Below are 25962 nucleotides of genomic sequence, written 5' to 3'. Positions count from 1 at the left end.
TATGAATAATAAAACTCCTCTCTCGACTCAACCACTTATTGAAGTGAAAAATTTGAGTTTTAATCGAGGGGAACGCGTCATTTATGACAATATTAGTTTAAATATACGTCGTGGCCAGATTACGGCTATTATGGGACCTTCTGGTACAGGTAAAACAACATTATTACGTCTGATCGGTGGACAGTTAGTTCCTGATCAGGGCGAAGTTTTGCTCGACGGTAAAGATATTGCAAAAATGTCTCGTCAGGAACTTTTTTCAGCCCGTGCACGTATGGGAATGTTATTTCAGAGTGGTGCTTTATTTACGGATATGTCGGTCTATGAAAATGTGGCATTTCCGATTCGAGCACATACCAAGCTTCCTGAAAATCTAATTGCTGAACTGGTTGCATTAAAACTGGAATCAGTAGGCTTGCGTGGTTCTGAACAATTAATGCCTACAGAACTCTCAGGTGGTATGAACCGTCGTGTTGCTTTAGCACGTGCGATCGCGCTTGACCCTGATTTAATCATGTACGATGAACCGTTTGCAGGGCAAGACCCTATTGTAAAAGGCGTGTTGACACGTTTAATTCGTTCATTGCGAGAAGCTTTAGATTTAACCACAATTATTGTTTCGCATGACGTTCCCGAAACCCTTTCTATTGCTGACTACATTTATGTAGTAGCAGAAGGAAAAATTCAGGGGGAAGGAACACCAGAAGAATTACAGGCATATGCTTCTCCATTTGTGCGCCAATTCTTAACAGGTTCGGCAGAAGGACCGGTTGAATACCAATTTAGTCATCAAGCCTATTTAGATAACGAGGTTCGTCCATGAATACGATTGCCTGGTTAGGTAGACTCGTTATTGAGCGGATTCGAGGGATTGGTGTTGCGGCACTAATGCTCTTACAAATTGTTTTTTCTTTTCCTTCATCTGGTGGGTTTGGACGATTTATTTACCAAATGCATCGGGTAGGGGTGATGTCTTTGTTAATTATCACTGTGTCGGGCCTATTTATTGGTTTGGTACTGGGTTTACAAGGATATTCAATTTTAGTGAACGTCGGCAGTGAATCAATGCTAGGTACAATGGTGTCTTTAACATTGCTGCGTGAATTGGCACCTGTGGTTGCTGCGTTATTATTTGCTGGTCGAGCAGGTTCTGCATTAACAGCAGAAATTGGTTCAATGAAGCAAAGTGAACAACTTGCCAGCATGGAAATGATCGGGGTTGACCCATTAAAACAAATCGTATCACCCCGTCTTTGGGCGGGAGTGGTCAGTTTACCGATGCTAACTGTCATTTTTGCTGCGATTGGTATTGTGGGCGGTAAAATGGTAGGTGTCGATTTTCTTGGCGTCGATGAAGGCTCATTCTGGAGCGGTATGCAAAACAACGTGCAATTTGGGCATGATGTCGTAAATGGCATTATCAAAAGTATTGTGTTTGCTTTGTTATGTACATGGATTGCGGTATATCAAGGATATGCATGTGATCCAACTCCAGAAGGAATCGCAACTGCAATGACGAGAACAGTTGTATATTCTTCATTATGTGTTTTAGGTTTTGATTTCGTGTTGACTGCGGTCATGTTCGGAGGGATTTAATGAAATCACGTAGTAGTGAGCTGGCCGTAGGTATCTTTGTTATTATCTTCGGTATTGCCTTGTTCTTTTTAGCCATGAAAGTTAGTGGCCTTGTTGGTACTAATTTAAATGATAGTTATACCATGAAGGCTCAGTTTGATAACGTCAATGGTTTAAAGCCTCGTGCTAAAGTAACGATGAGCGGTGTCACAATTGGTCGTGTTGATTCAATTACCCTTGATCCAGTTACGCGTTTGGCTACGGTAACCTTTGGTTTAGATGGAAAATTGACAAGCTTTAATGCTGAGCAGCTAAAAGAAGTTCAAAAAAATGCTTTAGATGAACTACGTTATAGTTCTGATTATACGCAGGCTTCTCCAGAGCAACAAAAAGCAATGGAACAGCAACTGATCAGTAACATGTCCTCCATCACCAGTATTGATGAAGATGCTTATATAATGGTTGCAACCAATGGTTTGTTGGGTGAGAAATATTTGAAAGTCGTTCCAGGTGGTGGTTTAAACTATCTTAAACGTGGCGATACAATTTCAAATACCCAAGGAACCATGGATTTAGAAGATTTAATTAGTAAATTTATTACTGGTGGTGGCGCAGGTAAAGTTGCCGCTGGTTCATCCTCAGCAGAAGAAAAAGCTCCTGCAAGTACCGACAGCAGTGCACAGCCGTCATTTGTTGAGTAAAAGTTTATTTGAAGGAGTGGTTCCAGGTGAATACGTTGTTTAAACAAACCCTGACAGCAAGTCTTTTGTCTACTATGATTGCAGGTACAGCTTTTGCTGCACCTTCAGAAGCACCACCTGATTTTATCAAACGTGTTGCTGATGGCTTGATCGCTCGTTTAAAAGCAGATCATGCTAAGTTGCAGAACAATCCTGCTTTAGTAAAATCAATTGTACGTCAGAACTTAGACCCATATGTTGATTCACAAGCGTTCACTCGTATTGTGATGGGTACTTATGCGACGAATCAGTATAGTACAGCTGCACAGCGTGCTCAGTTTGAAACAAACTTCCGTAATACATTAATTGAAAATTACGGTAGCGCATTTGCTAAATATACAAATCAAAGCTATACCATGCGTCCTTACAAGGCAACTGCGGGTAAAAACCCTGTAGTGACATTGGACTTTAATCACAATGGTGAAAAAATTCCTGTTTCTTTCCAGTTGGCTGACAAAGGTACTCAATGGAAAATCCGTAATATCAATGTTTCTGGTATTGATCTAGGATTACAGTTCCGTAATCAGTTTGCTGCAACAGTGAAACGCAATGGCGGTGATTTAAATAAAGCAATTGCTACGTTCCAACCTGATGCAGACGCAGCTGTTAATCAAAACAAAAAGAAATAAGTAGGTGACGTGTGGTTCAGTATCTCAACCAACAATTGGTTGTTTCGGGAAAAATTGATTTTGAAAATGCGGAACAACAGTATCAAGCAGGTTTGGCCATCATAAAGAAGCAGCAAAGCTTCCCACTTGTGGTGGATTTAACTGAGCTTGAGCATGGTAGTACTTTGGCATTGGCTGTTTTAGTTCAATGGTTACGAGAGACTCCAAAAAATACTGGTTTGCATTTTAAAAATGTCCCTGAAAAAATGCTGAAGATCATTCAAGCCTGTCATTTGCAGGATGATCTGCAAATGATCTGATGTTTTTGATGTAAAAAAGCACCTATATTTAGGTGCTTTTTTATGCTCGAAATTAGCATTTTATTACAAAGCTTAGATCCATTTTTTCCAGCGGAAATAAATGATCGGCCCAATAAAGAAACCCATAATAATCAGCAAAACAACGAAGAAACTGGTCGTACCATGTGCAAAAGGTAATACGTCTGTGTTCATACCGTAAATACTGGCAATAAGCATCGGAGGAGCTAACATACTTGGTAAGATCGAGAATCGACGAATCGTATCATTCTGTTCTGTGTTAATGAATCCAGACGTCGTATCAAGTAAGAATCGTACTTTTTGGAATAAGAACGCATCATGTTCTACCAGTGAGCGTACATCTTCACTGAGCTCTCGAATGTCTGCATCATAAATATGACTGCCTAATGCACGTGGACGCGATAAGAAAGTAAGTACACGTCTTAAATCAATGAGACAAAGCTGCGCTTTCCCTAGCATGTCTTCTTGTTGAGCTAGGCGTGTAATCATGTCATCGAGATCTAGAATTTTTTCACGTTGGTGGTTATTAAGAACCTCGGTGGAATATTTTTCTAAATCTTTGTGGATATCTTCTAAGATATCCGCAAGCTCATCGAGTTTTGCTTCAAGAAGGCCTAATAAAATCCACGTTGGATCTTTATAGTCCATGTCATAGTCATTTCGGCGAGCACGGGCACGAAAGGCACGAAACGCAACTAGTTTTTCTCCACGCATCGTAAAGAGGCGGTCTTTATGTAAAATGAAAGCTACGGTTTGCACCATGGCAAGCATATGTGATGACTCTTCAGCGTCTCCATCCACCTGATAATTTTTATTTTTCGTTAAAAAATAAGTACTGATGTGCAAAATACCGTCATCATCACGGTAAAATCGTGCAGAAGATGAAATGTCTTCAAGCGACTTTAGTGTTGGTAAATTTTGGTCATAGGCATCTAATACCCATTGTTGCTCTTCTTGCGAGGGTGCAATAAGATCAAGCCAGACTAATTCGGGATGTAGATCAAATCCACCATTGATGGTGGCATCTTCCAGACTTCCGCGTTCTGTGGCATAAAAGGCTTCAAGCATGTGTCTTTTTTCCTCACGCAGTCTGATGGAAATGGATGGGTGTATTTTAGACAAGGATTTGCCGAAAAACACTTGCCAATACGCTATTTTGCAAAAAAAAACTCTATCGATAGTTTAGTTTGTCAGCATGACAGTTCAATAAAACGGTTTTTTACACTATGAAATCAATTTGTATTTTCTGTGGTTCATCTCTTGGTTCAAACCCAATTTTCCAAAAAATTGCCCAAGCTACAGGCGAGGCTATTGCAAAACAAGGGAAGACCTTGGTTTATGGTGGTGGTCGCTCAGGCCTAATGGGTGTGGTGGCCGATAGCGCCTTACAAGCAGGTGGTCAAGTCATTGGCGTGATCCCTCGTGCTTTAGTTGATCGTGAGTTAGCTCATCCGGGCTTAACCAGATTATATGTGGTTGAGAATATGCATGAGCGTAAAACCAAGATGGCGGATCTTTCAGATGGCTTCATTGCTTTGCCGGGTGGCGCTGGTACATTGGAAGAAATCTTTGAACAATGGACGTGGGCGCAATTAGGGATTCATCAAAAGCCATGTGCTTTCTTAAATGTAGCGGGCTTTTATGAAGATTTACTTAAAATGATTCAAGGAACGGTGGATAATGGATTCAGCCAAGCACGGTTCGTTGATAAATTGATCGCATCAGACAAAATTGAAGATATTCTTCAACAATTTGAGCAATATCAGGCTCCTGCTCCAAAATGGACAAACGCAGATGTCCAACCATAAACGAGGTTAAATAGGTGAAAACAATTACGGTCGCTGCCGCAGTGATCTTAAATGAGCAAAATCAGTTGTTGCTTGTGAGAAAGCGTAATACACACGCTTTTATGCAAGTAGGTGGCAAGCTGGAACCTAATGAGGCACCAGAGATCACCATGCAACGCGAAATTTTAGAAGAAGTCGGAAGCTCTTGTGTGATTGAGCAATTTATTGGTCATTTCGAAACAGTAGCTGCCAATGAGCCAGATCATATTTTGGTGAGTCATTTATACCTTGTTCAGCTCGACCAAGCACCTAAAATTGCAGCCGAAATTGCAGAAATGAAGTGGATAGATTTAAATGATTCGGAAACTCAACTTGCACCATTGACCCGAGAAATTGTCATTCCTTGGTGTGAAGAGTATTTATCTACGGTGCAATAGCCTAACTCTTCGGCGTCGCTGCTAGGCACACGGTATGAATGGATGTGCAGCCTAATTGTTTAAGTGCCTGACTGAGCGCATGAACAGAGCTTCCCGTGGTTATCACGTCATCAATAATGAGAACGCGGCGATAACGTCGTTTCTCTTGATGATGAGGTAAAAATTGTTGTTCTATATTTTCAAAGCGTTCTAGCCGAGTAAGCCCTTTTTGAGAGTGCTCGTTTAAACGTTGAATCGGTTGCCAAACAGGTATTTTTAAGTGTCTGCTTAAGATATTGGCAAGTAGTAATGATTGATTGAAACCACGCTCGATTAAACGTTGATTGGAAATGGGCATAGGTACGATCGCTTGTACCTTGGGAAATTTTAATTGTTTTAAAATTTCACCTAATAAGATCTGATAATGTAACTTTTGTTCATATTTAAACTGCTGAATAATCCGGTTAACCGGATAAGCATAATTACAAGCCACAAGAACAGAGTGATTATTACGTTGAATCGTTTGTTTAAGCCAAGGTAGCTGTTCCCAACAGTCTTTACAGAGCGAGTATTTTTCTCGCATGCCTAACTCGCACAATGAGCAAGGTGAAAATAACTGAATAAGATGTTGGAAGTTTAAAAAATTAAACATAGGCGTAGCGAGGCGCCTCAGGAAGCCAACGCTTTAATAGAGCATCTGCCTGTTCTGGATAATCTTTTAAAACTTGCTGTGCCACATAGTGGGCTTGACTCAGTAGGTGATCATCTCGCTCTAAACGAGCCACTCTAAATCCCATATCCCCAGTTTGTTTAGTCCCTAATAATTCACCCGGTCCACGTAGTTCCAGATCTTTTTCTGCAATCACAAAGCCATCATTACTTTCTCTTAAAATAGAAAGTCTCTCTTGTCCATTTTGAGAGAGAGGTGTTTTATATAAAAGTACGCAAAAACTAGCTTGAGCACCTCGACCTACGCGACCTCGTAATTGGTGTAGCTGAGAAAGCCCTAAACGCTCGGCATTTTCAATCACCATAATGGAAGAGTTAGGAACGTCTACTCCAACTTCAATCACTGTTGTTGCGATAAGAAGTTGTAATTCATTATTTTTAAATGCTTGCATTACGGCTTGCTTTTCATCAGCTTTCATTTTGCCGTGTACCAAACCAATATTGAGTTCAGGAAAGCGTTCTTTCATCTCTTGGTAAGTTGCTTCTGCTGCTTGAGCATCTAAAGTCTCAGACTGCTCAACCAATGTGCATACCCAATAGGCCTGTTTCCCATCTCTGCAATTTGAAGCAATACGTTGAAGTACTTCCTCTCGACGATCAAGAGGAATCGTAACTGTTTGAATTGGGGTACGGCCTGGAGGTAACTCATCAATTATAGATGTGTCTAAATCACCATAAGCACTCATTGCTAGAGTTCTTGGAATCGGAGTGGCTGTCATCACGAGTTGATGTGGAGTGAACTGCTCAGCACCTTTATTGCGTAAAGCTAAACGTTGGTCTACACCAAAACGATGTTGTTCATCAATAATCACTAGCCCCAATTTAGCGAAGCCAACATTGTCTTGAAATAAGGCATGGGTACCGACAATAAGTTCCGCGTGGCCTTCTTTAATCTGTTGTTCTGCTTGGGCACGGGCTTTACCTTTTTGTTTGCCAGATAACCATGCCACGGTTACACCTAATGGTTCAAACCAACGTTTAAAGTTTAAATAATGTTGTTCTGCAAGAATTTCAGTCGGAGCCATTAATGCAACCTGCCAATCTGCTTCTAAAGCATGGCAAGCGGCTACAGCGGCAACAAGGGTTTTTCCAGCACCTACGTCGCCTTGTACTAAACGTAGCATAGGTTGGTGTTGTTTTAAGTCATTTAAAATTTCTTTAGATACACGTTTTTGTGCATTGGTCATTTGAAATGGTAAAGCTTCTAATAGTTTTTTAGCTAATACTTTACTGCTTGAAAATGCAGGTGACGCAATTTGACGAATATAAGCACGGCGATTAAGTAAACTAATTTGGAGTGCAACCAGCTCTTCAAAAATAAGCCGTTGCTGAGCAGGATGCGAGCCTTGAGCCAATTGCAGCATGTTGGCATCCACAGGAGGCTCATGAATGTAATACAAAGCCTCTTTAAGCGCATAGCCATTGGTATATTGCTTTGGGAGTAGCTCTGGTAAGGCATCACTATGATGCTTTAAAGCTTGTTTAACGTATGCCCGTAATTTGGGTTGAGTTAATCCATCCGTACTTGGATAAATTGCTGTCAGCTGAGTTTTTGGAAGGGGTGTATGTTCATGAATGAGCTGAATTTCAGGATGATACATCTCAAGGCCGCGAGCACCTACACGGACTTCACCAAAAATACGTAAGCGATGACCGGGTTTTATTTTATCAGTCAGGTTTTTATAAATATGATAAAAGCGTAAGGTGACTTTACCGAATTCATCTTGCACCAAGGCTGCCATAGATTTTCGCTTTCCGGGAGGGAAATCAATTGATTTGACTTCTCCTTCGAGTAAATAGCTCCGCCCAACCACCAGTTGATTCATTGGAATAATCGTACTGCGGTCTTCATAATCACGTGGCAGATGAAACAGTAAATCATCTGTGGTAAAAATATTTAGTTTTTCGAGTAGGGCTGCTGAAGCCGATCCAACGCCTTGTAACTGATGGACTGAAGTCATGTCCCCTCAACGAGTTTTCTATGCATATATTATTTATCGGTTATGGTAAAACATCTCAGCGTGTTGCTAAACAACTATTTGAGAAAGAACATCAAATTACCACAATCAGCCGTAGTGTAAAAACGGATAGTTACGCAACACATCTTGTTCAAGATATCTTTAAACTTGATTTAAGTAAAATTGAACCTGTAGATGTCGTATATATTTTACTTTCTCCAAACGAGAGTACGGTTGAGGGCTACCAACATACTTATGTAGATAGTATTGAACCGATTCGAGATGCATTAAAAATACATCCAGTAAAAAAAATAATTGTTGTCTCTTCTACGCGGGTGTATGGTGAAAATGCAGGGGAGATCATTGATGATTTTAGTGAAATTCATCCAAATGATGCACAAGGCCACATATTGCGTAATATGGAGTTACTCTGGCAAAAATATTATCCAACTCAATCTGTAATTGTTCGTCCTACAGGTATTTATGGAACTTCCATTGCCCGCTTAAAGAAAATGGCTGAAAATAATCAAAGTTATCCAAATATACATTATAGCAATCGAATACATATTGATGATTTAGCAAGATTTTTGGCTTTTATGGCTGATTACGAAAGTCATCAAGCAAGCTATATTGTGACTAATAATCAACCATTACCTTTACATGAAGTTATTGTGTGGTTTCAAAAACAATTGGGATTGCCAGAATTAACTTTAGAATCAAACCAAATTTCAGGTAAAAGAATTTATGCAAAACATTTGCCAGCAACGGGTTTTCAGTTAGAACACCCAATTTGCTTTAATGACTATTTATTATGTTTAAATGTTCATAGCACTAAATAAAATTTTGATTAAACTTTAAATAAGAACAGAAATACCTGATGAGGCAGTCAAATTGCCGATAAAGATAAAAAGGTTGAAAGTGAAAAAAATTTGTTTAGCTCTTGTTTTGAGCGTAACAGCTGTTGCGAGTTGGGCCGAGGATCAGGTATGGTGTGCCTATGATCCAATTGGGTCCCAAGGGGATATTACTCGTCGTTTAAATGACATTCGATTATATGCCCAACAATATCAAGTCAAATTTAAAGTGGTTACCTATCAAAAAGAACAGCAAGCCATACAAGCTTTTGATGATGGGAAATGTTCGGGTTTAGCTGCATCCAATTTCAATACTTATCGTTATAACCAGTTTATGGGAAGTACCGCGGGTATAGGGCTTATTCCTAATAACCGTACGGCCAAAAGCTTTTTGCAGCTTTTAAATCATCCAACAATTGAAAAAAGGTTAGTTTCTAAGAATTATGAAGCTATAGGAATGATTCCCATTGGAACTGCTTACATGGTTCTAAAAAATAAGAACCTCTCTAGAGTCGCTCAATTAAGAAATCAGCGTATTGGGGTGTTACCCAACAATCCACCACAACAAGCACTGGTACGAAGTGTAGGTGCTCAGCCAGTTTATGTCGATTTATCTAACGCGATTGCGCAGTTTAAGCAAAATAAAATCGATATTATTGCTGCCCCAGTGTATGGATTATTGCCGTATAACTTACAAAAAGAATTTGGACCAAATACTCAAGTCATTAATTTTCCTTTGGCATATTTCGGTGTCAATTTAATTATTAAGCCGCAAGCTTATCCTGCTAATTTTGGCCGGAAAATTCGAGGATGGTTTGTTCAAAATAGCCAATTGCTGACGAATCGTGCGACACAATGGGAAAATCATTTACCTGCTTATTATTGGGTAGATGTCTCTTTTTATGAGAAGCAAAGTTATGACGTAATGGTTGCCAAAATACGTAATCAGTACGTTCTTTCAGGTTATTACGATGCTTATTTCGTTCAGCTTATGAAGCGCTTACGTTGTATGGACGATCCACGTTATTTTGAATGTCCAATTCGCTAATAAAATAAAAGGCAACCGAAGTTGCCTTTTATTTTGACTGAAGACTTTAAGCTTTTTTGCGTTTTAAACGGCGTTTAGCTTGTTGAGATGCCATTGCTTCAAGAGCATCTTTCAATTCTTCGTCGGTAAAGGTGGTGATGTGCTGTAACATTTGTAAGGTTACTTCATCAAGTACCAACTGTGCACCAGCAGCCATTTGACGGAAGTTATCATCAAACTCAATTTGGCCTTGGTCATTGGTACGAATATAATTTTGCTGTGTAAGCACTTTTAAGAAACTTTGGAATAAAGCTTTGTCGAAGAACTCTGGCGAATTAAATTCATATAGAACTGATAAACGTTGTCCTAATAAATGACTTAACTCTTCAACTTGTTTAGCAGAGATATTACCTGAACCACGTTGAGTAATGAGCGCAAGTGTCATGTAGTAACGCTCAAGACTTTGCTTAACTGGCGTTGCTAAAACAACAAGCTGATTATGCTCTTCTGTATTTGGTGCAGAGCTAATCAAGTTACCTTCATCGTCTTGTTGAATAAGGTTAGATTGAACTAGAGCATCTGCATATTGCTCAACTTGTGCCTTAAGCTCGCTGCTCTTCCATTTAAGGAATAACTCAGCTTTCAAGAATGGATAGAGCGTATAGATGACATTGGTTAAATCTGAACGACTGATTTTCCCATTGTGTTCAACAAGTGATGCTACCAGAGAAGGTAAAACAAAGGCGTGCAAGATGTTATTACGGAAGTAAGTCAGAAGAACAGCTTGGTTATCTTCAATCGCAATAATATCGCCAAGCGCATGCTGAACGCGTTTAATGAGTTTAAGCTTTAAACCATACGCAATAATTTCTTTACCAGAAAGTGGCGTTACTTCCATACGTTGGTCATATGGGAAGTTCGATGCCAAGTTACGATAAGCTTCTAGCTGCTTAATACAAATTTCTTCATCAAGCGTATGCTTTGGAGTCGCAAGCAAAATAATAGAAAGTAAAGAAACAGGGTTAATCACCACAGCTCGGTTAATATTTTCTAAAATTGCATGTGCAGAGCTATTTACTGCATCTGAAACAGCTTGAGGAATTGGGTCGTCATTTTTCTCGATATAAACGTTTTCTGCATTATGTTGCTTAAGCAGATCATCAAGGAAAACGGGTTCACCAAAGTTCACGTGGACTTTACCAAAAATACGTTCAATTTTTCGTAAGGTTTTCACAATACCAAAAATAGATTCGGCCTCTTTTGGCTTACCTTGCATTTCGCCTACGTAAGTTGAGCCTTCCATGAGTCGTTCATAACCAATATAAGTTGGTAAGAAAACGATCGGTTTAGCACGGCCACGTAAATGGCTGTGAACTGTCATGGCAAGCATACCGGTTTTAGGCGGTAATAAACGTCCAGTACGTGAACGTCCACCTTCAATAAAGTATTCAAGAGGCGTGTTGCGTGACAAAATACTATATAGATATTCTTTAAATACAGTAGTGTAGAGTCCATTTCCACGGAAAGAGCGGCGAATGAAGAATGCACCGCCACCACGTAGAAGCTGTCCAACAAAAGGTAAGTTTAAGTTATCGCCCGCAGCAATATACGGAACCATTAAGCCACGCTTATAGATCACATATGACAATAATAAATAGTCAATGTGACTGCGGTGGCAAGGTGTGTAGACAACTTCATAATCTTTCGCTAGTTCACGAACTGTACTAAAGTTATGTACTTCTACGCCGTCATAAAGCTGAGTCCATAAGCGCGTTAAGGCAAGGTCAGCAAAGCGCACTGCTGAGTGTGAATAATCCGATACGATTTCATTCACATAGCCGATCGCACGGCGTTCCGCTTCAAGCATGCTCACTTTTCCGCGAATACTTTCACGGCGGATTGCTTCTTGCACATCACGAGATTTAACAACCGATTGCATGACATTGCGGCGATCCGACAAATCGGGGCCTAACACGACTTCACGCTGACGGTCTAAATAATCATTTAACGTACTTACAATATAAGTTGCTGGTGAAAGATTTGGATAATGCTGCTGTGCATAATCAACCAATTCACGTAGCGATTGTGGTTCATGAAATTCTAAATAAGACTGACGGCCATGCAAACCAATATTAACCAGCTGCTTAACTGTGCTTGGTGTTGCCCATGTGTCTGAAAATAATAATTTAAACCAAGAATCTTCTTTATCTGGCGAACGGCCCCATAAAACTGTAACCGGAACAAGCTCTATATCAAGTTCAGGGTTTTCTTGTAAAACTTCAATCAGTTTTATTAAACGCGGTGGAAAAGCATGAGGAGGCGGATTCAGTAAATTGTTTTCATCATTGTGCTGTAAAAATAAAACTGATGCTTTTTCCTGATGAGTACCCACAATGAGTGGGTCTAACGCAGGTTTTAAATTTAAACGACGCGTTTCTCCATCAACCACTAAAGCATTGCTTCGAGAGTGGTTTTGTAAGACGTAACAAACCACTTTTTGGCGGTCAGTTTTTGCTTCTGTTTCTGTTGTTTCTGATACTGGTTCAGTAGGAACTTCCCCAAGAACATGTGGTGTTACCACGAGGTCAAGTAGTTTACTCGAAAGCCGACGATACATTTGACCAAACCCACTCTTGGACATAAGAACTCCTACTTCTTAAAGACAAATCCCAGCACCAAATGCAGAGGGTAATTATTTTGAGGCATTTATTAAAAAAAACAATATGCTACTTTCTTATAAATTATAATGCTTTTGGCATATTTTATCGTTAAAAATCGTATTTTTAGCTGTTATATGAGCAATGTTCGTCAGAAGTTGACTGATTGTTCCATGTTCAAATAGTTTTTTATGGCACAATAGATTCTACACATCTGTACTTTAATACGATTTTTTACCTGAAATATGAAGGTATCTCTCATGAATGCGTTAACCCAAGAACTTGTCGATCTTCTTACTTTAGAAAAGCTAGAAGAAAATATTTACCGTGGCATAAGCCGTAATCTTGTCGGTAAACGTGTCTTTGGTGGGCAGGTTTTGGGTCAGGCTTTACGTGCGGCATCTTATACAACCGATCGCCCAGCGCATTCTTTGCATGCATATTTTTTATATGGTGGCGATATTAATGCCCCAATTATCTATGAAGTAGACCGTTTACGTGATGGGAAGAGTTTCGTAAGCCGTCAGGTTCGTGCCATTCAACACGGACGAGTTATCTTTTCGGCGATGGTTTCTTTTGCTAACCCTGAAGAAGGCTTGAACTATCAACATCAAGAACCAGAATATCCAGCACCAGAGACTCTTAAATCTGAAAATGAGCTCAAAGAAGGTATTTTAAACTTCGTACCTGAAAATGTTCGTGCTAGTTTCATGCGTGAGCGTCATGTAGAAATCCGCCCAATTGATCCGGTAAATCCATTTCAGCCGCAACCTGAAGCGCCGTATAATGCGCACTATATCCGCACACATGACCGTATTCCAAAACAATTAGATGATATTGCTTTGCATCAAGCAATTGTTGCGTTTTATTCAGACTTTACCTTAATGACAACTGCTTTGAGACCGCATGGGCTTAGCTATATTTCTCCAAGTTTGCAGTGTGCGAGTATTGATCATGCCATCTATTTCCATCGCCCGCTGCGTGCTGATGAATGGATGCTTTACGATATGGAAGCAACCGTTAGCGCAGCTTCTCGCGGCTTGAACTTTGGCCGTATGTGGCAAAATGGCCAACTTGTATGCAGTACCGTGCAAGAGGGTTTAATTCGTTTGCGGGAAATTGAAACGCAATAAGTTTATTTATAAAGCCATCTGATTAGATGGCTTTTTTATTTTTAATTGAAACGATGTGACAAAAAATTGCTCGTATGAAAAGCAAGCTCATGTCATATTTGCAAAAGGATTGCCAACTGAAAAAAATAATGCTGATATGAACTTAAACACACAAATTCTTATTGCGGCCATTTTAGGCTTAGCCTTTGGTTTTATATTAACGTTGTATCCCGATACTGCGTTTGTAAAACATAGTTTATATGGGTTAGGCATATTAAGTAGTGTCTTTATTGGGCTGCTTAAAATGTTGTTGGTGCCTTTGATTTTTAGCTCGATTGTTGTGGGTGTATCTAATTTGCAGGCGGGAGGGCAGTTAGGTCCAGTCTGGAAAATTACCTTTTTATGTTGTTTGACTACAACAACATTAGCTTTAATTTTAGGTATAAGTTGTGCTCATCTATTTGAAGTAGGGCGCGGTATAGATATCTCTATTTTCCAAACGTCTATGCAAAACTATCAGGCACCAGATAGTTTAAATCCTGCAAGTTTTTTCACTAATTTTATTCAAAATACATTAATTAACCCATTTAAAGCATTTAGCGATGGTAACGTTTTAGCTGTTGTGGTGTTTGCACTATTTGTTGGTGTTGCTTTAGTCCATGGCGGTGAGCGTTTTAAAAGTATTCGCGTATTAAGTCATCAATTTTTTGAAATGATGATGATGCTAGTCGGCTGGGTAATGAAGCTAGCACCTTTGGGTATTTTTGCTTTATTAGCAAAGTTAATGGCAACGGAAGATATTTCGGTACTCAGTCGTTTGGCTGAGTTTGCTGTTGTAGTGACAGGGACTACCATTTTTCATGGCGCTGTTGTTTTACCGTTACTACTTTGGATTTTTGGCCGCATGAGTCCTTGGGCTTTTTTCAAAGGAACACGTACAGCGCTAATTACAGCATTTGCAACCAGCTCTAGTTCTGCCACAATGCCCCTTAGTATGAAATGCGCACAGGAAAACTTAGGAGTTCGTCCGCAAACAGCTGGTTTTGTAATTCCTTTAGGTACACAGCTTAATATGGATGGCACAGCACTATATGAAGCAGCCGCTGCATTGTTTGTCGCAAATTTGGTGGGGCTAGACTTAAACCTGACACAACAAATTATTGTGTGTTTAACAGCAATGATTGCATCACTAGGGGCCCCTGGAATTCCAAGTGCAGGTATGGTTACCATGATTATGGTTTTACAGTCTGTAGGTTTACCGGCTGAAGCAATTGCAATTTTACTTCCGATTGATCGCCTATTGGATACGGTAAGAACAGTGGTAAATGTGCAGGGTGATATGATGATTAGCGTGGTTGTTGACCGTTATACAAAAGATAAAGATATCAGTGTCTAATCTCCTAAATAAAAAAGCAGGATTTTAAATCCTGCTTTTTTATTTTTAAGCCGCTTGTAACTCGGCTCTTTTTGCTGCTGGAGATTGCGATAAATAACTTACCGCATCTTCAGTGCTGCCTTCTTTAACTGGATCATACCAAGGCATGAGGTAATCAATTTGTTGGGCAATCAGCCAAAATGGGTTTGGTAAAACCTGATTATCTTTTCTGCTAATTTTATACCACTCTACAGCAACCCATACTGGGAAAAATCTAGATTTAGCAGCATTAGCAAAACGTGGATCTTGTTTCATAATATGTGCAGCGCCATCTACCCATAATCCAAGCACCAGTACAATCACTGCAAGGCTTAAATAGTAGCGTGGAATATATCCACCACCCAAATGGCGATATAAATCAAAAGCAACGGTACGGTGTTCAATTTCTTCTGAACCATGCCATTTAACCAGATCGACCATTTCAGGGTCAGCGCCTAATTCTTCCCAACGCTCGTTATAGAGTGCATATTTCCCTAATACACAGGTCATATGCTCAACAGTTGCAATAACGCCCAAACGGAAAAGGTCCCATTGCCCTTGTAGAAATTGAGGGACTTCTTTGTCGAATGGTTTATCTGCTAAGGCAGTGGTAAATAGATAATTCATAATGTCCAGATTTCGCTGGATATCAATATTACGTGCACTTAAATATTCTTTATTGGCAGAAGTATGCGCATTGGCATGCATAGCTTCTTGGCGGATAAATGCTTGCACATCCTGTTTAAGTTTTTCATCTTTAATTTGCGGTAAAACTTTATTGTACAAACGACAAAACCAAAATTCTCCAGCAGGTAAGATGTTATTAATTTCATTAATAAAATAACTTGCGAAAGGCTGATTTGGAATCCAGTCAACAGGGGTATCTTTCCAGTCAAATTTTACTTTACGTGGAAGAATTTTATAGTCAATAGAAGAACCTAAAGCCTTGTTCTTCAAAAAAGATAACAATTTCATCATTTAGTCCTGATTTTTAACTCGATGAAGTTATAACGAGTATAAAAAAAACCCCTACATTTGTGTTTAGCAATAGGGGCCAATTTGAAAATAAATTTAATAAAGAAATTGTATCTGTTTTGACGATTTACTCTTCAGTATCCTCATCTGATGCTTCAGGGATCGCGTCAACGTCAAATTCCGGCTCTTGATCAAGCGTAAAATGTAGGCGTCCAGCCATAACACTTGCTAGCTCTTCTAAACCTAACTTATTAAGTGAGGAGAAAAGTTGAATCGAGAAATCAAGCTTCATTTTTTTTAGTTGTTGCTTAACTTCTAATAGCACTTTGTTTGCAGGGCCACGATTAAGTTTGTCTGCTTTCGTTAAGAGAATATGAACAAAGAGATGACGTGAATAAGCCCACTCTAGCATCATCATGTCGAAATGCTGTAGAGGATGGCGAATATCCATAAGTAATACTAAGCCTTGTAAGCTTTTACGATGGATTAAATAGTTCTCTAATTCTTTTTGCCATACTCGTTTCATATCTTCAGGTACGGCTGCATAGCCATAGCCAGGAAGATCGACTAAACGTTGATCGGGGTTGCCTAGACTAAAGAAGTTAATCATCTGAGTACGGCCAGGTTTTTTAGAGGCGCGCGCTAGCTGTTTTTTGTTAGTTAAGGCATTGATAGCACTGGACTTACCGGCATTTGAGCGTCCTGCAAAAGCGATCTCGTAGCCACTATCTTCAACACAAAGTGCCAATTTAGGTGCACTCATTAGAAACTCAGCTTGGCGTAACCAGTTGAGTGATTGCACAGCATATGCCGTGATCGCTGGATCTGGTTTCTTTTCATAGCTGATCTTTTGCTTGGGTGCGAGTCTGGCTTTGGTGTCTTTCGATTTTTCACTACGACGCATAAAAAATAACTTTTTAAATGAGAGGGCTCGCGCCTAGTATAAAGGAGCTTGGGTATTCTTGCTAATTTTCAATAAGTCGACTTATCAAAATCAGTAGAGCTTAGATTTGTAAAAATGCAATAGGGGAGTTGGCAGGAGCAGATTTTGATTGCTGCAAAACTTCTCCGAGTGTGTATTGATCTAGACTTTGGTAAAAGCTCTCTAAAGCCTGATCTAAAATACCTTTTAAACCACAGTGACTGCGTAATACACAAGGTGGTGTATTACATTCAACAATTTGATTGTCGCCCTGTAATATTCGAACAATTGAACCTAAATTTGAGTTAAGTGCATCTGGATTTAAGCGAATTCCGCCGCCTTTTCCACGAATGGTAATAATCCATTCCTGCTTGCCCATGAAGTGAACAACTTTAACTAGATGGTTTTGTGAAACATGCAAATCTTTCGCGATTTCTGCAATCGTGTAGGGTGCATCACTTGGGCGTGCAACATACATTAAGAGTCGTAATGCATAATCGGTAAATTTATTAAGCTGCATGATCACCAAAAATGGAAGAGATTAAAAGGATGATCATCTTAGCCTGAAAGTCTAAATAAGAAAACTTTCAGGCAAAAGGTTTTTACATTACAGCGTTAAAGGGGCTGAAACCTGTACTTGATCACCCACTCTATAATGCTCAAGTAGAATATTAGCAACTGAAAACTCAGTATGATTTTCTTCGGGCTGCACTTCAAAGTGATACGAGTTATCTTCTTGAGCTTCGGTAAATTTAAAAGCTTTCGGTTGTTCAAGTTGTTGTTCGGGAACTTGTACTTTAACTGAAATAAAGGCATTTGCTGGGCTAGTCAGTACGTCTTCATGGTCAGTTGCTTTTAAAGTGAAGCGTTTGCCAGATTCCAAAGGATCAATTTGAGTAATTTCAAATGAACGCCAGCCAGCCCATCCACCTTTTAAGCTTTCAAGTTGTTCATATTTTTGTTTTTCAACACCAATCAAGATATCAGCCAACTGTAAGTATGCTTGTTTCCACGCTTCAATAAGCTCTGATTCGAATGGCACGTTAAGTACTTCACTAATTGAATGAAGCAAGTTGTCCCCAACAATTGCATATTGCTCTGGTTGAATATCTAAGCTCACGTGTTTAGTGGTGATGCGTTCTACCGCTTTAGCGAGCACGGTAGGGTTCTCAATATTTTCTGCATAAGCAAGCACAGCAGCTGCAAGAGCACGTGGCTGACGTAAGCTGGTTTGGTCATCTAAATTAAAAACATTTTTTAACTCGGGATTGTTATTAAGCATGCGCTTATAAAAGTATGTAGTCAGCGTAACGCCGTGTTCACGTAAAACCGGTACAGTAGATTTAACAAGTTCAATTTGTTGTGGAGTCATGGCTAGACCTTATTTATCTGGCTATATAAGATGTATTTAAAATACATTTTTAAAAAATTAATGGCAATAACTTTTTTATAAAAAACCATAAAAAAATTAGGGGATATAAAATCCCCTAAAATTAAAGCAATTTTTTTAATATTTTTATTTACCAAATAAAGAGCCGAGCAAGCCCCTTACGAGTTTTTGGCCGGTACTTCCTCCTAAACTGCGTGCAGCACTTTTGGCAAAAGTTCCCACAATGTCTTGTGTGAGTTTAGCTCGTTCACGGGCTGCTCTTTCTTCCTCTTTTAATTGCTCACGTGCCAAACGTTCCTGCTCTTTAGCTTGCTGTTTTGCTAAAGTTTCTTGTTCTTTAGCTTGTTGTTTTGCAAGTTCGGCGTCTTGCTGCTGTTGTTCGCGTTCAGCAACTTTATTCTGTAGCATTTCATAGGCACTATCACGATCTACAGCTTGTTCATAAACCCCAGCAATAATACTTTGCGAGATTAAAGTCTGACGCTCTTCTGGAGTGATCGGTGTAAATGCAGAGTACGGAGGCATAACCCAACCACGTTCTACAATCTGTGGTGTACCTTGCTCATCTAGACAGCTAATGAGTGCCTCACCAACACCAAGTTGGGTAATAGCTTCATCAACTTTAAACTCGGGATTAGCACGGAAAGTGTCTGCTGCGGTTTTTACAGCTTTTTGATCTTTAGGGGTGAATGCACGTAATGCATGTTGAACGCGATTACCAAGTTGACCAAGAACGCTTTCGGGTAAATCGAGTGGGTTTTGAGTAATAAAGTAGATACCCACCCCTTTGGAGCGGATTAAACGTACCACTTGTTCAATTTTGTCTTGTAGAGCTTGGCTGGCATTATCAAATAACAAGTGAGCTTCATCAAAGAAAAACACGAGTTTAGGCTTATCCATATCACCCACTTCTGGTAGCTGTTCAAATAACTCTGAAAGCATCCATAAGAGGAAAGTGGCATATAACTTAGGTGTATTCATGAGCTTGTCAGCAGCAAGAATATTGATATAACCGTGTCCGTTTGCATCGGTTTGGATAAAATCCAGAATATTTAAAGCTGGTTCCCCAAAGAACTGTTCTCCACCTTGGTCGGCAAGAGCGAGTAAGTTGCGCTGAATGGCACCTAGGCTGGCTGGAGATAAATTACCATACTCGGCTTTAAACTCAGCTGCATGTTCACTCACAAAAGTGATCATGGCTTTTAAATCTTTAAAATCGACTAATAGTAACCCTTGGTCATCTGCAATGCGGAATACAGCAGATAACACACCTTCTTGGGTATCATTTAAATTGAGCATGCGAGCCAATAAAATTGGCCCAATTTCAGAAATAGTGGTTCGGATAGGATGGCCTTGCTGACCAAATAAATCCCAAAAAACAACTGGGTTCGCTGCGAATGGAACACTATCAATTTGTAAAAGTTTTAAGCGTTCATTAAATTTATCGGAAGCTTCACCAGCTTTTGCAAGACTCGAAACATCGCCTTTAGCATCGGCAAGAAATACTGGCACACCGATTCGAGAGAAACTCTCTGCTAGAACTTTTAACGTAACTGTTTTACCTGTACCTGTGGCGCCTGCAATAAGTCCATGACGGTTAGCAAACTGGGGAAGTAAAACAATTTCTTTTGATGTGTCCTTAATATTTTTAGCAATAACAATCGGTGTACCCATATATTTTTATCCTATGGTTTGAGTCACTATAATGTTGTCGTTTTACAGTTGTTTCAGTGCATTTTCGATATCTTGTATCAAATCTTGCGGATCTTCTAGTCCTATACAGAATCGAACCAATAATCCTTGTTGTAAATGTGTATTCTCAAGTTTTCTCATCATTTTTAAATCATAAAGCATAATCAGGCTAACGGGTCCACCCCAGCTAAAACCGAGCTTAAATAACTCTAATGCATCGCAGAAACGACGTACTGCTGTAATGTCATATTCAGGTTTAAAAATAACACTCACTAAACCTGCACTTTGATCAGTTGTGCATATTTCTTGCCAGTATTGATGGCCTGGTGAGGATTCATCACTTGGGTGTAGAACTTGTGCAAATTGGCGTTGGTCCTTTAGCCACTTAAGTAAAGTTTGAGCATTGGCTGACTGTTGTTCATAGCGTAAAGACATATGAGCAAGGCTGCGTTGAACTTGAGCCGCATCATCTCCAGAGATTGCGATGCCTAAAATGGCGTGTGTGCGGAATAGGCGGTGATGAAGTTTCTCATCACGAGTTACAATGCTGCCCATTAGGATGTCACCACCACCACTTGGATATTTTGTTAATGCGTGAACGGTTAAATCGACTGATAGATGTTCATCAGAAAAATTAAAAGCATTAAACGCAAGCCCAGCTCCCCAAGTGTTATCTAGAGCTGTCAATACACCATGCTTTTTAGCTTTCTTGACTAGATTTTTAAGATCAGGGAATTCTAAAGTAACTGAACCTGCAGCTTCTAACCATAATAGTTTACTTCTTTCGGTAGGTTGAAAACTTGCAGCGTCAATGGGGTTATATACTTTAACAATAATGCCATATTGACTTTGTAGATAAGTTAAATGTTCTAGATTTGGCCCGTAAATATTGTCTGGAACCCATACTTCATCATTAGTGCTTAAAAATGCTGAGTTCACAATATTAATTGCGGATAGGCCACTCGGTGCAAGCAAACAATGCAAACCACCTTCAATTTGCGCAATATTGTCGCCTAAGGTGAATGTAGTAGGGGTGCCATGTGTTCCATAGCTATAGTCATACTTATCAGTCCAGTGACGATCAAAAAGGTGCGAAGTTGATTTGAAAATGATAGTCGATGCGCGAAATAAGGGAGGTTGCACTGTTTCAATGAATTGCGGAGCCTTTCTTGGGGCATGAATGAGACGAGTCTGGAAATCGTTATGCTTTTTCATAGTGCGTTATGTTTTAAATGATAAAGTTAGATTAAGAGAAATTTAAATTCTTCGCTAGATTTATAAAGTTTTGTAAGACGTTTCGTTACAGTAGACCTATAAAACAAAAACTTGGCTTTATTTTTGCAAAGACCACTACAACATTCTAACAACAATAGGTTTAAGCGCATGAAGTCGCATTTAAGAGTTCATTATTTTCAACATATCGCGGGTGAGGGTTTTGGGAGTTGTTATTCATTTTTAAAAGCTCACCACGCGACTATTAGTTCTACGGAGTTTTTTGCACTTCCGGTTGATCGGTCACTTGAAATAGAAGCTTTACCACAAATTGATGAGGTTGACTTATTATTAGTCATGGGTGGCACCATGAGTGTAAATGATGAGGCGAATTATCCATGGCTTAAGATAGAGAAAAGATGGTTGCGTCGTTATTTAGCAGCAGGAAAGCCTGCTATAGGTCTCTGCTTGGGTGGGCAGCTAATTGCTAATGCACTAGGCGCCGCAGTCAGTCGAAACCGCTATCAGGAACTTGGTTGGTCGACAGTTCAAAGGGTAGCAAATTTACCTCAAGACAGCTTTCCATTGCCTGAAAAGATAAAGGTGATGCAGTGGCATAGCGAAACATTTGAAATACCCAAAGGTGCTATACACTTAGCCGAGAATATAGCTTGTCGTAATCAGATGTATCAAATTGGAAAAAATGTGCTGGGTTTTCAATTTCATCCAGAAATGACACCAGCCGCTTTAGAACTCTTACTTGAAAATGAAGAAGAGCTATCTATTTTTAGGGGGGAATATGTTCAGCCTGTGAGTGAACTGCAATATTCAGAAGCACAAAAATTTGAACAAGGTAATCAACTCTTAAATAAAGCGATTGAGTTTGTCATAAATGCCTAGATGAGTTGTGAATGCTAGTTTAAAGCACGTTTTGAACAAAAAACAGAAAAAGAGAATTGCATAAGACTTAAACAATCGTTATAATGGGCGACCCTCAAAAGGAGGGGCATTTACTGCGAAGAAAGTAGTAAATGTGCATTACAGTCGTGGCATCGATCATGACCTTAGTGATTTTCACTGCCTTTGACACTTACCAATGGGTGAGATGCGTCAAGGGTGATTCTTTATATGTTTGGCTTGGAGTTTACTGGTATGTCTAACCAGAGAATTCGTATCCGTTTGAAGTCTTTTGATCATCGTCTGATTGATCAATCTGCTCAAGAGATCGTAGAAACCGCTAAGCGTACTGGCGCACAAGTTTGTGGTCCAATTCCGATGCCTACTCGCATCGAACGCTTCAACGTTCTTACTTCACCGCACGTTAACAAAGATGCGCGTGACCAGTACGAAATCCGCACCTACAAACGTTTGATCGATATCGTTCAACCTACAGATAAAACTGTTGATGCATTGATGAAATTAGATCTTGCGGCTGGTGTTGATGTTCAGATCGCTTTGGGTTAAGGCTTTCGGTTGATTAACTTCTAAGTTAATTAGGCCGCTTTTTTAGAGGTTTATGCACATGGCTATTGGTTTAGTCGGTCGCAAATGTGGTATGACTCGCATCTTTACAGATGCAGGTGTTTCTGTACCTGTTACAGTCATCGAAGTCGATCCAAACCGCATTACGCAAATCAAAACACTTGAAACTGATGGTTATCAAGCTGTTCAAGTAACTACTGGTGAACGTCGCGAATCTCGCGTAACTAACGCTCAGAAAGGTCACTTCGCGAAAGCTGGTGTTGCTGCTGGTCGTTTAGTTAAAGAGTTCCGTGTTACTGAAGCTGAGCTTGAAGGCCGTGAAGTTGGCGGTACTATTGGCGTTGATTTGTTCGCAGTTGGTCAAATTGTTGACGTAACTGGTCAATCAAAAGGTAAAGGTTTCCAAGGTGGTGTTAAACGTTGGAACTTCCGTACTCAAGACGCTACTCACGGTAACTCAGTTTCTCACCGTGTATTAGGTTCTACAGGTCAAAACCAGACTCCTGGTCGCGTGTTCAAAGGCAAGAAAATGGCTGGTCACTTAGGTGACGAACGCGTAACAGTACAAGGTCTTGAAATCGTATCTATTGACGCTGAACGTTCTGTTTTAGTTGTTAAAGGTGCAATTCCTGGTGCAACTGGCGGTGACGTGATTGTACGTCCTACCATCAAGGCCTGAGGGGAAATACCGTGAATTTGAAAACTGTTTCCGGCTCTGCTGTTGAATTGTCTGAAGTTGCTTTCGGACGTGAATTTAACGAAGCTCTTGTACACCAAGTTGTTACTGCTTACTTAGCAGGTGGTCGTCAAGGTACTCGTGCTCAGAAATCACGTGCAGACGTTTCTGGCGGTGGTAAAAAGCCATTCCGTCAAAAAGGTACTGGTCGTGCTCGTGCGGGTTCTATTCGTAGCCCTATCTGGGTTGGCGGTGGTAAAACTTTTGCTGCTCGTCCACAAGATTGGTCTCAAAAAGTAAACCGTAAGATGTACCGCGGTGCAATGCAATGTATCTTAGCTGAACTTGTTCGCCAAGATCGTCTTGTATTAGTTGAAGAGTTTGCAGTTGCAGCTCCAAAAACTAAAGAATTGCTTGCAAAGCTTAACGACTTAAATGCTGCTCGTGCATTAATCGTTACTGACGCTGTAGATGAGAACTTATATCTTGCAGCACGCAACCTTCCGCATGTAGATGTGGTAGATGCAACTGCAATCGATCCTGTAAGCTTGATCGCGTTTGATAAAGTTGTGATGTCTGTAGCTGCTGCTAAGAAAATTGAGGTAGAACTCGGATGAACAACGAACGTATCTATCAAGTCCTAAAAGGACCAGTCTTCTCAGAAAAGGCACAAGTATTAGGTGATACTGTTGGTGTTCAAGTATTTAAAGTAGACATCAATGCTACTAAACTTGAAATCAAAAAAGCAGTTGAAAAACTTTTTGGTGTAGAAGTTGTTAAAGTTAACACAACTATTACTAAAGGTAAGACTAAGCGCTTTGGTCGTACATTGGGACGCCGTTCTGATGTTAAAAAAGCATACGTCACCCTGAAAGCTGGCCAAGATGTTGAAATGGCTGACTTGGGCGATACCGCTGAAAGCGCAGCGGAATAAGGACGAAAATTATGCCGATTCAAAAATGTAAGCCAACGTCTCCAGGACGTCGCTTTGTAGAGAAAGTGGTTCATGACCATCTTCACAAAGGCGCTCCTTACGCACCGTTGGTTGAAGCTAAAAAACGTACTGGTGGTCGTAATAACAACGGTCACATTACTACTCGTCACGTTGGTGGTGGTCATAAACAACACTACCGTATCGTTGACTTCAAACGTAACAAAGACAGCATCCCAGCTGTTGTAGAGCGTATTGAATACGATCCAAACCGTACAGCACATATTGCTTTGTTGAAATATGCTGATGGTGAGCGTCGTTATATCATCGCACCTAAAGGCTTACGTGCTGGCGATAAAGTACAATCTGGTAACGATGCTCCAATTCGTCCAGGTAACTGCTTGCCACTTCGTAATATGCCGATCGGTTCTACACTTCATAACGTTGAACTTAAAATTGGTAAGGGTGCGCAATTAGCGCGTTCTGCTGGTGCTTCTGTTCAGTTGTTGGGTCGTGATGGTTCTTACGCAATTATTCGTCTTCGTTCAGGTGAAATGCGTAAAGTACATGTTGAATGCCGCGCTGTAATTGGTGAAGTTTCTAACCAAGAAAACAACCTTCGTTCATTGGGTAAAGCTGGTGCTTCGCGCTGGCGTGGTGTTCGTCCTACCGTACGTGGTATGGCGATGAACCCGATTGATCACCCGCACGGTGGTGGTGAAGGGCGTAACAAAGGTATTCAACCTGTAAGCCCATGGGGTCAAAAAGCTAAAGGGTACAAGACACGTACCAATAAGCGTACGACTAAGATGATTATTCGCGACCGTCGCGTCAAGTAAAGGAATCTGACTAATGCCTCGTTCTCTGAAAAAAGGCCCATTCGTCGATGCGCACTTGTTCGCTAAGGTTGAAGCGGCTGTTGCTAGTAACTCTCGCAAGCCGATTAAAACTTGGTCTCGTCGTTCGATGATCCTTCCAGATTTTGTTGGTTTAACAATTTCTGTTCATAATGGTCGTAACCACGTTCCAGTAATTGTTACTGAGCATATGGTTGGTCATAAACTCGGTGAATTCGCGCCAACTCGTACCTATCGTGGTCACGGTGTTGACAAGAAATCTAAACGTTAATAGGTGTCATGATGGAAGTAACTGCTAAATTACGCGGTGCCGCTATCTCGGCACAGAAAGCACGTTTGGTTGCAGATCTTATTCGCGGCAAATCTGTTGCGCATGCTTTAAATATCTTAAACTTCAGCAATAAAAAAGCTGCTGTTTTAGTAAAAAAAGCATTGGAATCTGCGATTGCAAACGCTGAACACAATAACAGTTTAGATGTTGACGATCTTAAAGTATCTACGATTTACGTTGACGAAGGCATGAGCCTTAAACGTATTATGCCACGTGCTAAAGGCCGTGCAGATCGTATTACTAAGCGTACTTGTCACATCACCGTTAAGGTAGGGGTTTGAT

Annotated in this window: 30 protein-coding genes; 19 read left to right on the top strand and 11 right to left on the bottom strand. The window is 40.2% G+C overall.

Going from position 1 to position 25962, the window contains the following annotated elements:
* Nucleotide 1 precedes the first annotated feature (1 nt).
* The 5 genes from ACTJJG_RS14530 to ACTJJG_RS14510 are packed head-to-tail and all read left to right on the top strand — an operon-like array spanning nucleotide 2 to nucleotide 3240.
* Complete coding sequence (locus ACTJJG_RS14530; RefSeq protein ID WP_002116999.1) at nucleotides 2-820, top strand: ABC transporter ATP-binding protein; 819 nt, start codon at nucleotides 2-4, stop codon at nucleotides 818-820.
* Complete coding sequence (mlaE, locus tag ACTJJG_RS14525) at nucleotides 817-1593, top strand: lipid asymmetry maintenance ABC transporter permease subunit MlaE (RefSeq protein WP_002117010.1); 777 nt, start codon at nucleotides 817-819, stop codon at nucleotides 1591-1593. Before ACTJJG_RS14530 ends, mlaE begins: the two co-directional genes overlap by 4 nt.
* Nucleotides 1593-2273 (top strand): outer membrane lipid asymmetry maintenance protein MlaD, encoded by a 681-nt coding sequence (gene mlaD / locus ACTJJG_RS14520; protein ID WP_005067241.1) that lies wholly within the window; start codon nucleotides 1593-1595, stop codon nucleotides 2271-2273. The genes mlaE and mlaD overlap by 1 nt, the downstream gene beginning before the upstream one ends.
* Before the next feature lie 26 nt (nucleotides 2274-2299).
* On the top strand, nucleotides 2300-2941 hold the full coding sequence (locus ACTJJG_RS14515; protein ID WP_002116826.1) for an MlaC/ttg2D family ABC transporter substrate-binding protein: 642 nt from the start codon (nucleotides 2300-2302) through the stop codon (nucleotides 2939-2941).
* Nucleotides 2942-2952: 11 nt separating this feature from the next.
* Nucleotides 2953-3240: an STAS domain-containing protein gene (locus tag ACTJJG_RS14510; RefSeq protein ID WP_005078357.1), complete on the top strand. Its 288-nt coding sequence runs from the start codon at nucleotides 2953-2955 to the stop codon at nucleotides 3238-3240.
* Between the two features lie 72 nt (nucleotides 3241-3312).
* On the opposite strand, the gene ACTJJG_RS14505 is transcribed toward ACTJJG_RS14510, so the two are convergent.
* A complete protein-coding gene (locus ACTJJG_RS14505; RefSeq protein ID WP_002116978.1) occupies nucleotides 3313-4326 on the bottom strand; it encodes a magnesium and cobalt transport protein CorA in 1014 nt (337 codons plus the stop codon).
* Between the two features lie 158 nt (nucleotides 4327-4484).
* Between ACTJJG_RS14505 and ACTJJG_RS14500 the strand changes: the two genes are divergently transcribed.
* Nucleotides 4485-5066: a TIGR00730 family Rossman fold protein gene (locus ACTJJG_RS14500; RefSeq protein WP_005067248.1), complete on the top strand. Its 582-nt coding sequence runs from the start codon at nucleotides 4485-4487 to the stop codon at nucleotides 5064-5066.
* 14 nt (nucleotides 5067-5080) lie between these two features.
* The gene (locus ACTJJG_RS14495; RefSeq protein WP_005078355.1) at nucleotides 5081-5482 is read left to right on the top strand and encodes an NUDIX hydrolase; all 402 of its coding nucleotides are present in this window, start codon (nucleotides 5081-5083) and stop codon (nucleotides 5480-5482) included.
* A 1-nt stretch (nucleotide 5483) separates the two neighbouring features.
* On the opposite strand, the gene ACTJJG_RS14490 is transcribed toward ACTJJG_RS14495, so the two are convergent.
* Nucleotides 5484-6113, bottom strand: a complete 630-nt coding sequence (locus ACTJJG_RS14490; RefSeq protein WP_016806074.1) for a ComF family protein — start codon at nucleotides 6111-6113, stop codon at nucleotides 5484-5486.
* Nucleotides 6106-8151 (bottom strand): ATP-dependent DNA helicase RecG, encoded by a 2046-nt coding sequence (recG, locus tag ACTJJG_RS14485; RefSeq protein ID WP_440608970.1) that lies wholly within the window; start codon nucleotides 8149-8151, stop codon nucleotides 6106-6108. Before recG ends, ACTJJG_RS14490 begins: the two co-directional genes overlap by 8 nt.
* Nucleotides 8152-8171: 20 nt before the next feature.
* On the opposite strand from recG, the gene ACTJJG_RS14480 reads away from it, so the two are divergent.
* Nucleotides 8172-8987 (top strand): NAD-dependent epimerase/dehydratase family protein, encoded by an 816-nt coding sequence (locus ACTJJG_RS14480; protein WP_032057359.1) that lies wholly within the window; start codon nucleotides 8172-8174, stop codon nucleotides 8985-8987.
* Nucleotides 8988-9066: 79 nt separating this feature from the next.
* On the top strand, nucleotides 9067-10050 hold the full coding sequence (locus ACTJJG_RS14475) for a putative solute-binding protein (RefSeq protein WP_032057360.1): 984 nt from the start codon (nucleotides 9067-9069) through the stop codon (nucleotides 10048-10050).
* A gap of 46 nt (nucleotides 10051-10096) precedes the next feature.
* On the opposite strand, the gene plsB is transcribed toward ACTJJG_RS14475, so the two are convergent.
* Nucleotides 10097-12670: a glycerol-3-phosphate 1-O-acyltransferase PlsB gene (gene plsB, locus ACTJJG_RS14470; protein ID WP_032057361.1), complete on the bottom strand. Its 2574-nt coding sequence runs from the start codon at nucleotides 12668-12670 to the stop codon at nucleotides 10097-10099.
* 276 nt (nucleotides 12671-12946) lie between these two features.
* On the opposite strand from plsB, the gene ACTJJG_RS14465 reads away from it, so the two are divergent.
* Both ACTJJG_RS14465 and ACTJJG_RS14460 read left to right on the top strand, forming a co-directional pair.
* Nucleotides 12947-13819: an acyl-CoA thioesterase gene (locus ACTJJG_RS14465; protein WP_002116924.1), complete on the top strand. Its 873-nt coding sequence runs from the start codon at nucleotides 12947-12949 to the stop codon at nucleotides 13817-13819.
* A gap of 109 nt (nucleotides 13820-13928) precedes the next feature.
* Entirely contained in the window at nucleotides 13929-15194 is a 1266-nt protein-coding gene (locus tag ACTJJG_RS14460; protein WP_032057363.1) for a dicarboxylate/amino acid:cation symporter, read from the top strand.
* A 45-nt stretch (nucleotides 15195-15239) separates the two neighbouring features.
* Here the strand turns inward: ACTJJG_RS14460 and ACTJJG_RS14455 are convergent, their stop codons facing one another.
* The 7 genes from ACTJJG_RS14455 to ACTJJG_RS14425 form a co-directional block, all read right to left on the bottom strand.
* Nucleotides 15240-16190: a metal-dependent hydrolase gene (locus ACTJJG_RS14455; protein ID WP_080777119.1), complete on the bottom strand. Its 951-nt coding sequence runs from the start codon at nucleotides 16188-16190 to the stop codon at nucleotides 15240-15242.
* Between the two features lie 124 nt (nucleotides 16191-16314).
* Nucleotides 16315-17091: a ribosome biogenesis GTP-binding protein YihA/YsxC gene (gene yihA, locus ACTJJG_RS14450; RefSeq protein ID WP_002116788.1), complete on the bottom strand. Its 777-nt coding sequence runs from the start codon at nucleotides 17089-17091 to the stop codon at nucleotides 16315-16317.
* Nucleotides 17092-17191: 100 nt separating this feature from the next.
* A complete protein-coding gene (locus ACTJJG_RS14445) occupies nucleotides 17192-17629 on the bottom strand; it encodes an RrF2 family transcriptional regulator (protein ID WP_002116968.1) in 438 nt (145 codons plus the stop codon).
* Between the two features lie 87 nt (nucleotides 17630-17716).
* Entirely contained in the window at nucleotides 17717-18481 is a 765-nt protein-coding gene (locus ACTJJG_RS14440) for a globin domain-containing protein (RefSeq protein WP_017386986.1), read from the bottom strand.
* A gap of 2 nt (nucleotides 18482-18483) precedes the next feature.
* Nucleotides 18484-18636: a hypothetical protein gene (locus ACTJJG_RS14435; RefSeq protein WP_014207750.1), complete on the bottom strand. Its 153-nt coding sequence runs from the start codon at nucleotides 18634-18636 to the stop codon at nucleotides 18484-18486.
* On the bottom strand, nucleotides 18626-20173 hold the full coding sequence (locus ACTJJG_RS14430) for a helicase HerA-like domain-containing protein (protein ID WP_017386985.1): 1548 nt from the start codon (nucleotides 20171-20173) through the stop codon (nucleotides 18626-18628). The genes ACTJJG_RS14435 and ACTJJG_RS14430 overlap by 11 nt, the downstream gene beginning before the upstream one ends.
* A 42-nt stretch (nucleotides 20174-20215) precedes the next feature.
* A complete protein-coding gene (locus ACTJJG_RS14425) occupies nucleotides 20216-21406 on the bottom strand; it encodes a PLP-dependent transferase (protein ID WP_002116687.1) in 1191 nt (396 codons plus the stop codon).
* 168 nt (nucleotides 21407-21574) lie between these two features.
* On the opposite strand from ACTJJG_RS14425, the gene ACTJJG_RS14420 reads away from it, so the two are divergent.
* The 8 genes from ACTJJG_RS14420 to rplV all read left to right on the top strand — a co-directional run bounded on the left by ACTJJG_RS14420 (nucleotide 21575) and on the right by rplV (nucleotide 25961).
* The gene (locus ACTJJG_RS14420) at nucleotides 21575-22303 is read left to right on the top strand and encodes a type 1 glutamine amidotransferase (protein WP_017386983.1); all 729 of its coding nucleotides are present in this window, start codon (nucleotides 21575-21577) and stop codon (nucleotides 22301-22303) included.
* A 252-nt stretch (nucleotides 22304-22555) separates the two neighbouring features.
* Nucleotides 22556-22867 (top strand): 30S ribosomal protein S10, encoded by a 312-nt coding sequence (rpsJ, locus tag ACTJJG_RS14415; RefSeq protein ID WP_000070912.1) that lies wholly within the window; start codon nucleotides 22556-22558, stop codon nucleotides 22865-22867.
* A 58-nt stretch (nucleotides 22868-22925) separates the two neighbouring features.
* On the top strand, nucleotides 22926-23564 hold the full coding sequence (gene rplC / locus ACTJJG_RS14410) for a 50S ribosomal protein L3 (protein WP_014207747.1): 639 nt from the start codon (nucleotides 22926-22928) through the stop codon (nucleotides 23562-23564).
* An 11-nt stretch (nucleotides 23565-23575) separates the two neighbouring features.
* Nucleotides 23576-24178 carry a 50S ribosomal protein L4 gene (rplD, locus tag ACTJJG_RS14405; protein WP_002049755.1) on the top strand — a complete coding sequence of 201 codons (603 nt, stop codon included), beginning with the start codon at nucleotides 23576-23578 and terminating at the stop codon, nucleotides 24176-24178.
* Nucleotides 24175-24495, top strand: coding sequence for a 50S ribosomal protein L23 (gene rplW / locus ACTJJG_RS14400; protein ID WP_002049693.1), 321 nt, complete (start codon nucleotides 24175-24177; stop codon nucleotides 24493-24495). The genes rplD and rplW overlap by 4 nt, the downstream gene beginning before the upstream one ends.
* A gap of 11 nt (nucleotides 24496-24506) precedes the next feature.
* On the top strand, nucleotides 24507-25331 hold the full coding sequence (gene rplB, locus ACTJJG_RS14395; RefSeq protein ID WP_002049686.1) for a 50S ribosomal protein L2: 825 nt from the start codon (nucleotides 24507-24509) through the stop codon (nucleotides 25329-25331).
* Nucleotides 25332-25344: 13 nt separating this feature from the next.
* Nucleotides 25345-25620, top strand: coding sequence for a 30S ribosomal protein S19 (gene rpsS / locus ACTJJG_RS14390; protein ID WP_001138119.1), 276 nt, complete (start codon nucleotides 25345-25347; stop codon nucleotides 25618-25620).
* An 11-nt stretch (nucleotides 25621-25631) separates the two neighbouring features.
* Nucleotides 25632-25961 carry a 50S ribosomal protein L22 gene (gene rplV, locus ACTJJG_RS14385; protein WP_001982638.1) on the top strand — a complete coding sequence of 110 codons (330 nt, stop codon included), beginning with the start codon at nucleotides 25632-25634 and terminating at the stop codon, nucleotides 25959-25961.
* Nucleotide 25962 lies beyond the last annotated feature (1 nt).

Source organism: Acinetobacter sp. 22512, from assembly GCF_052044755.1.
In the GTDB taxonomy this organism is placed as follows: domain Bacteria; phylum Pseudomonadota; class Gammaproteobacteria; order Pseudomonadales; family Moraxellaceae; genus Acinetobacter; species Acinetobacter pittii.
Note: the sequence above shows the minus strand (reverse complement) of the source record. Positions and strands in the feature narration are given on the sequence as shown.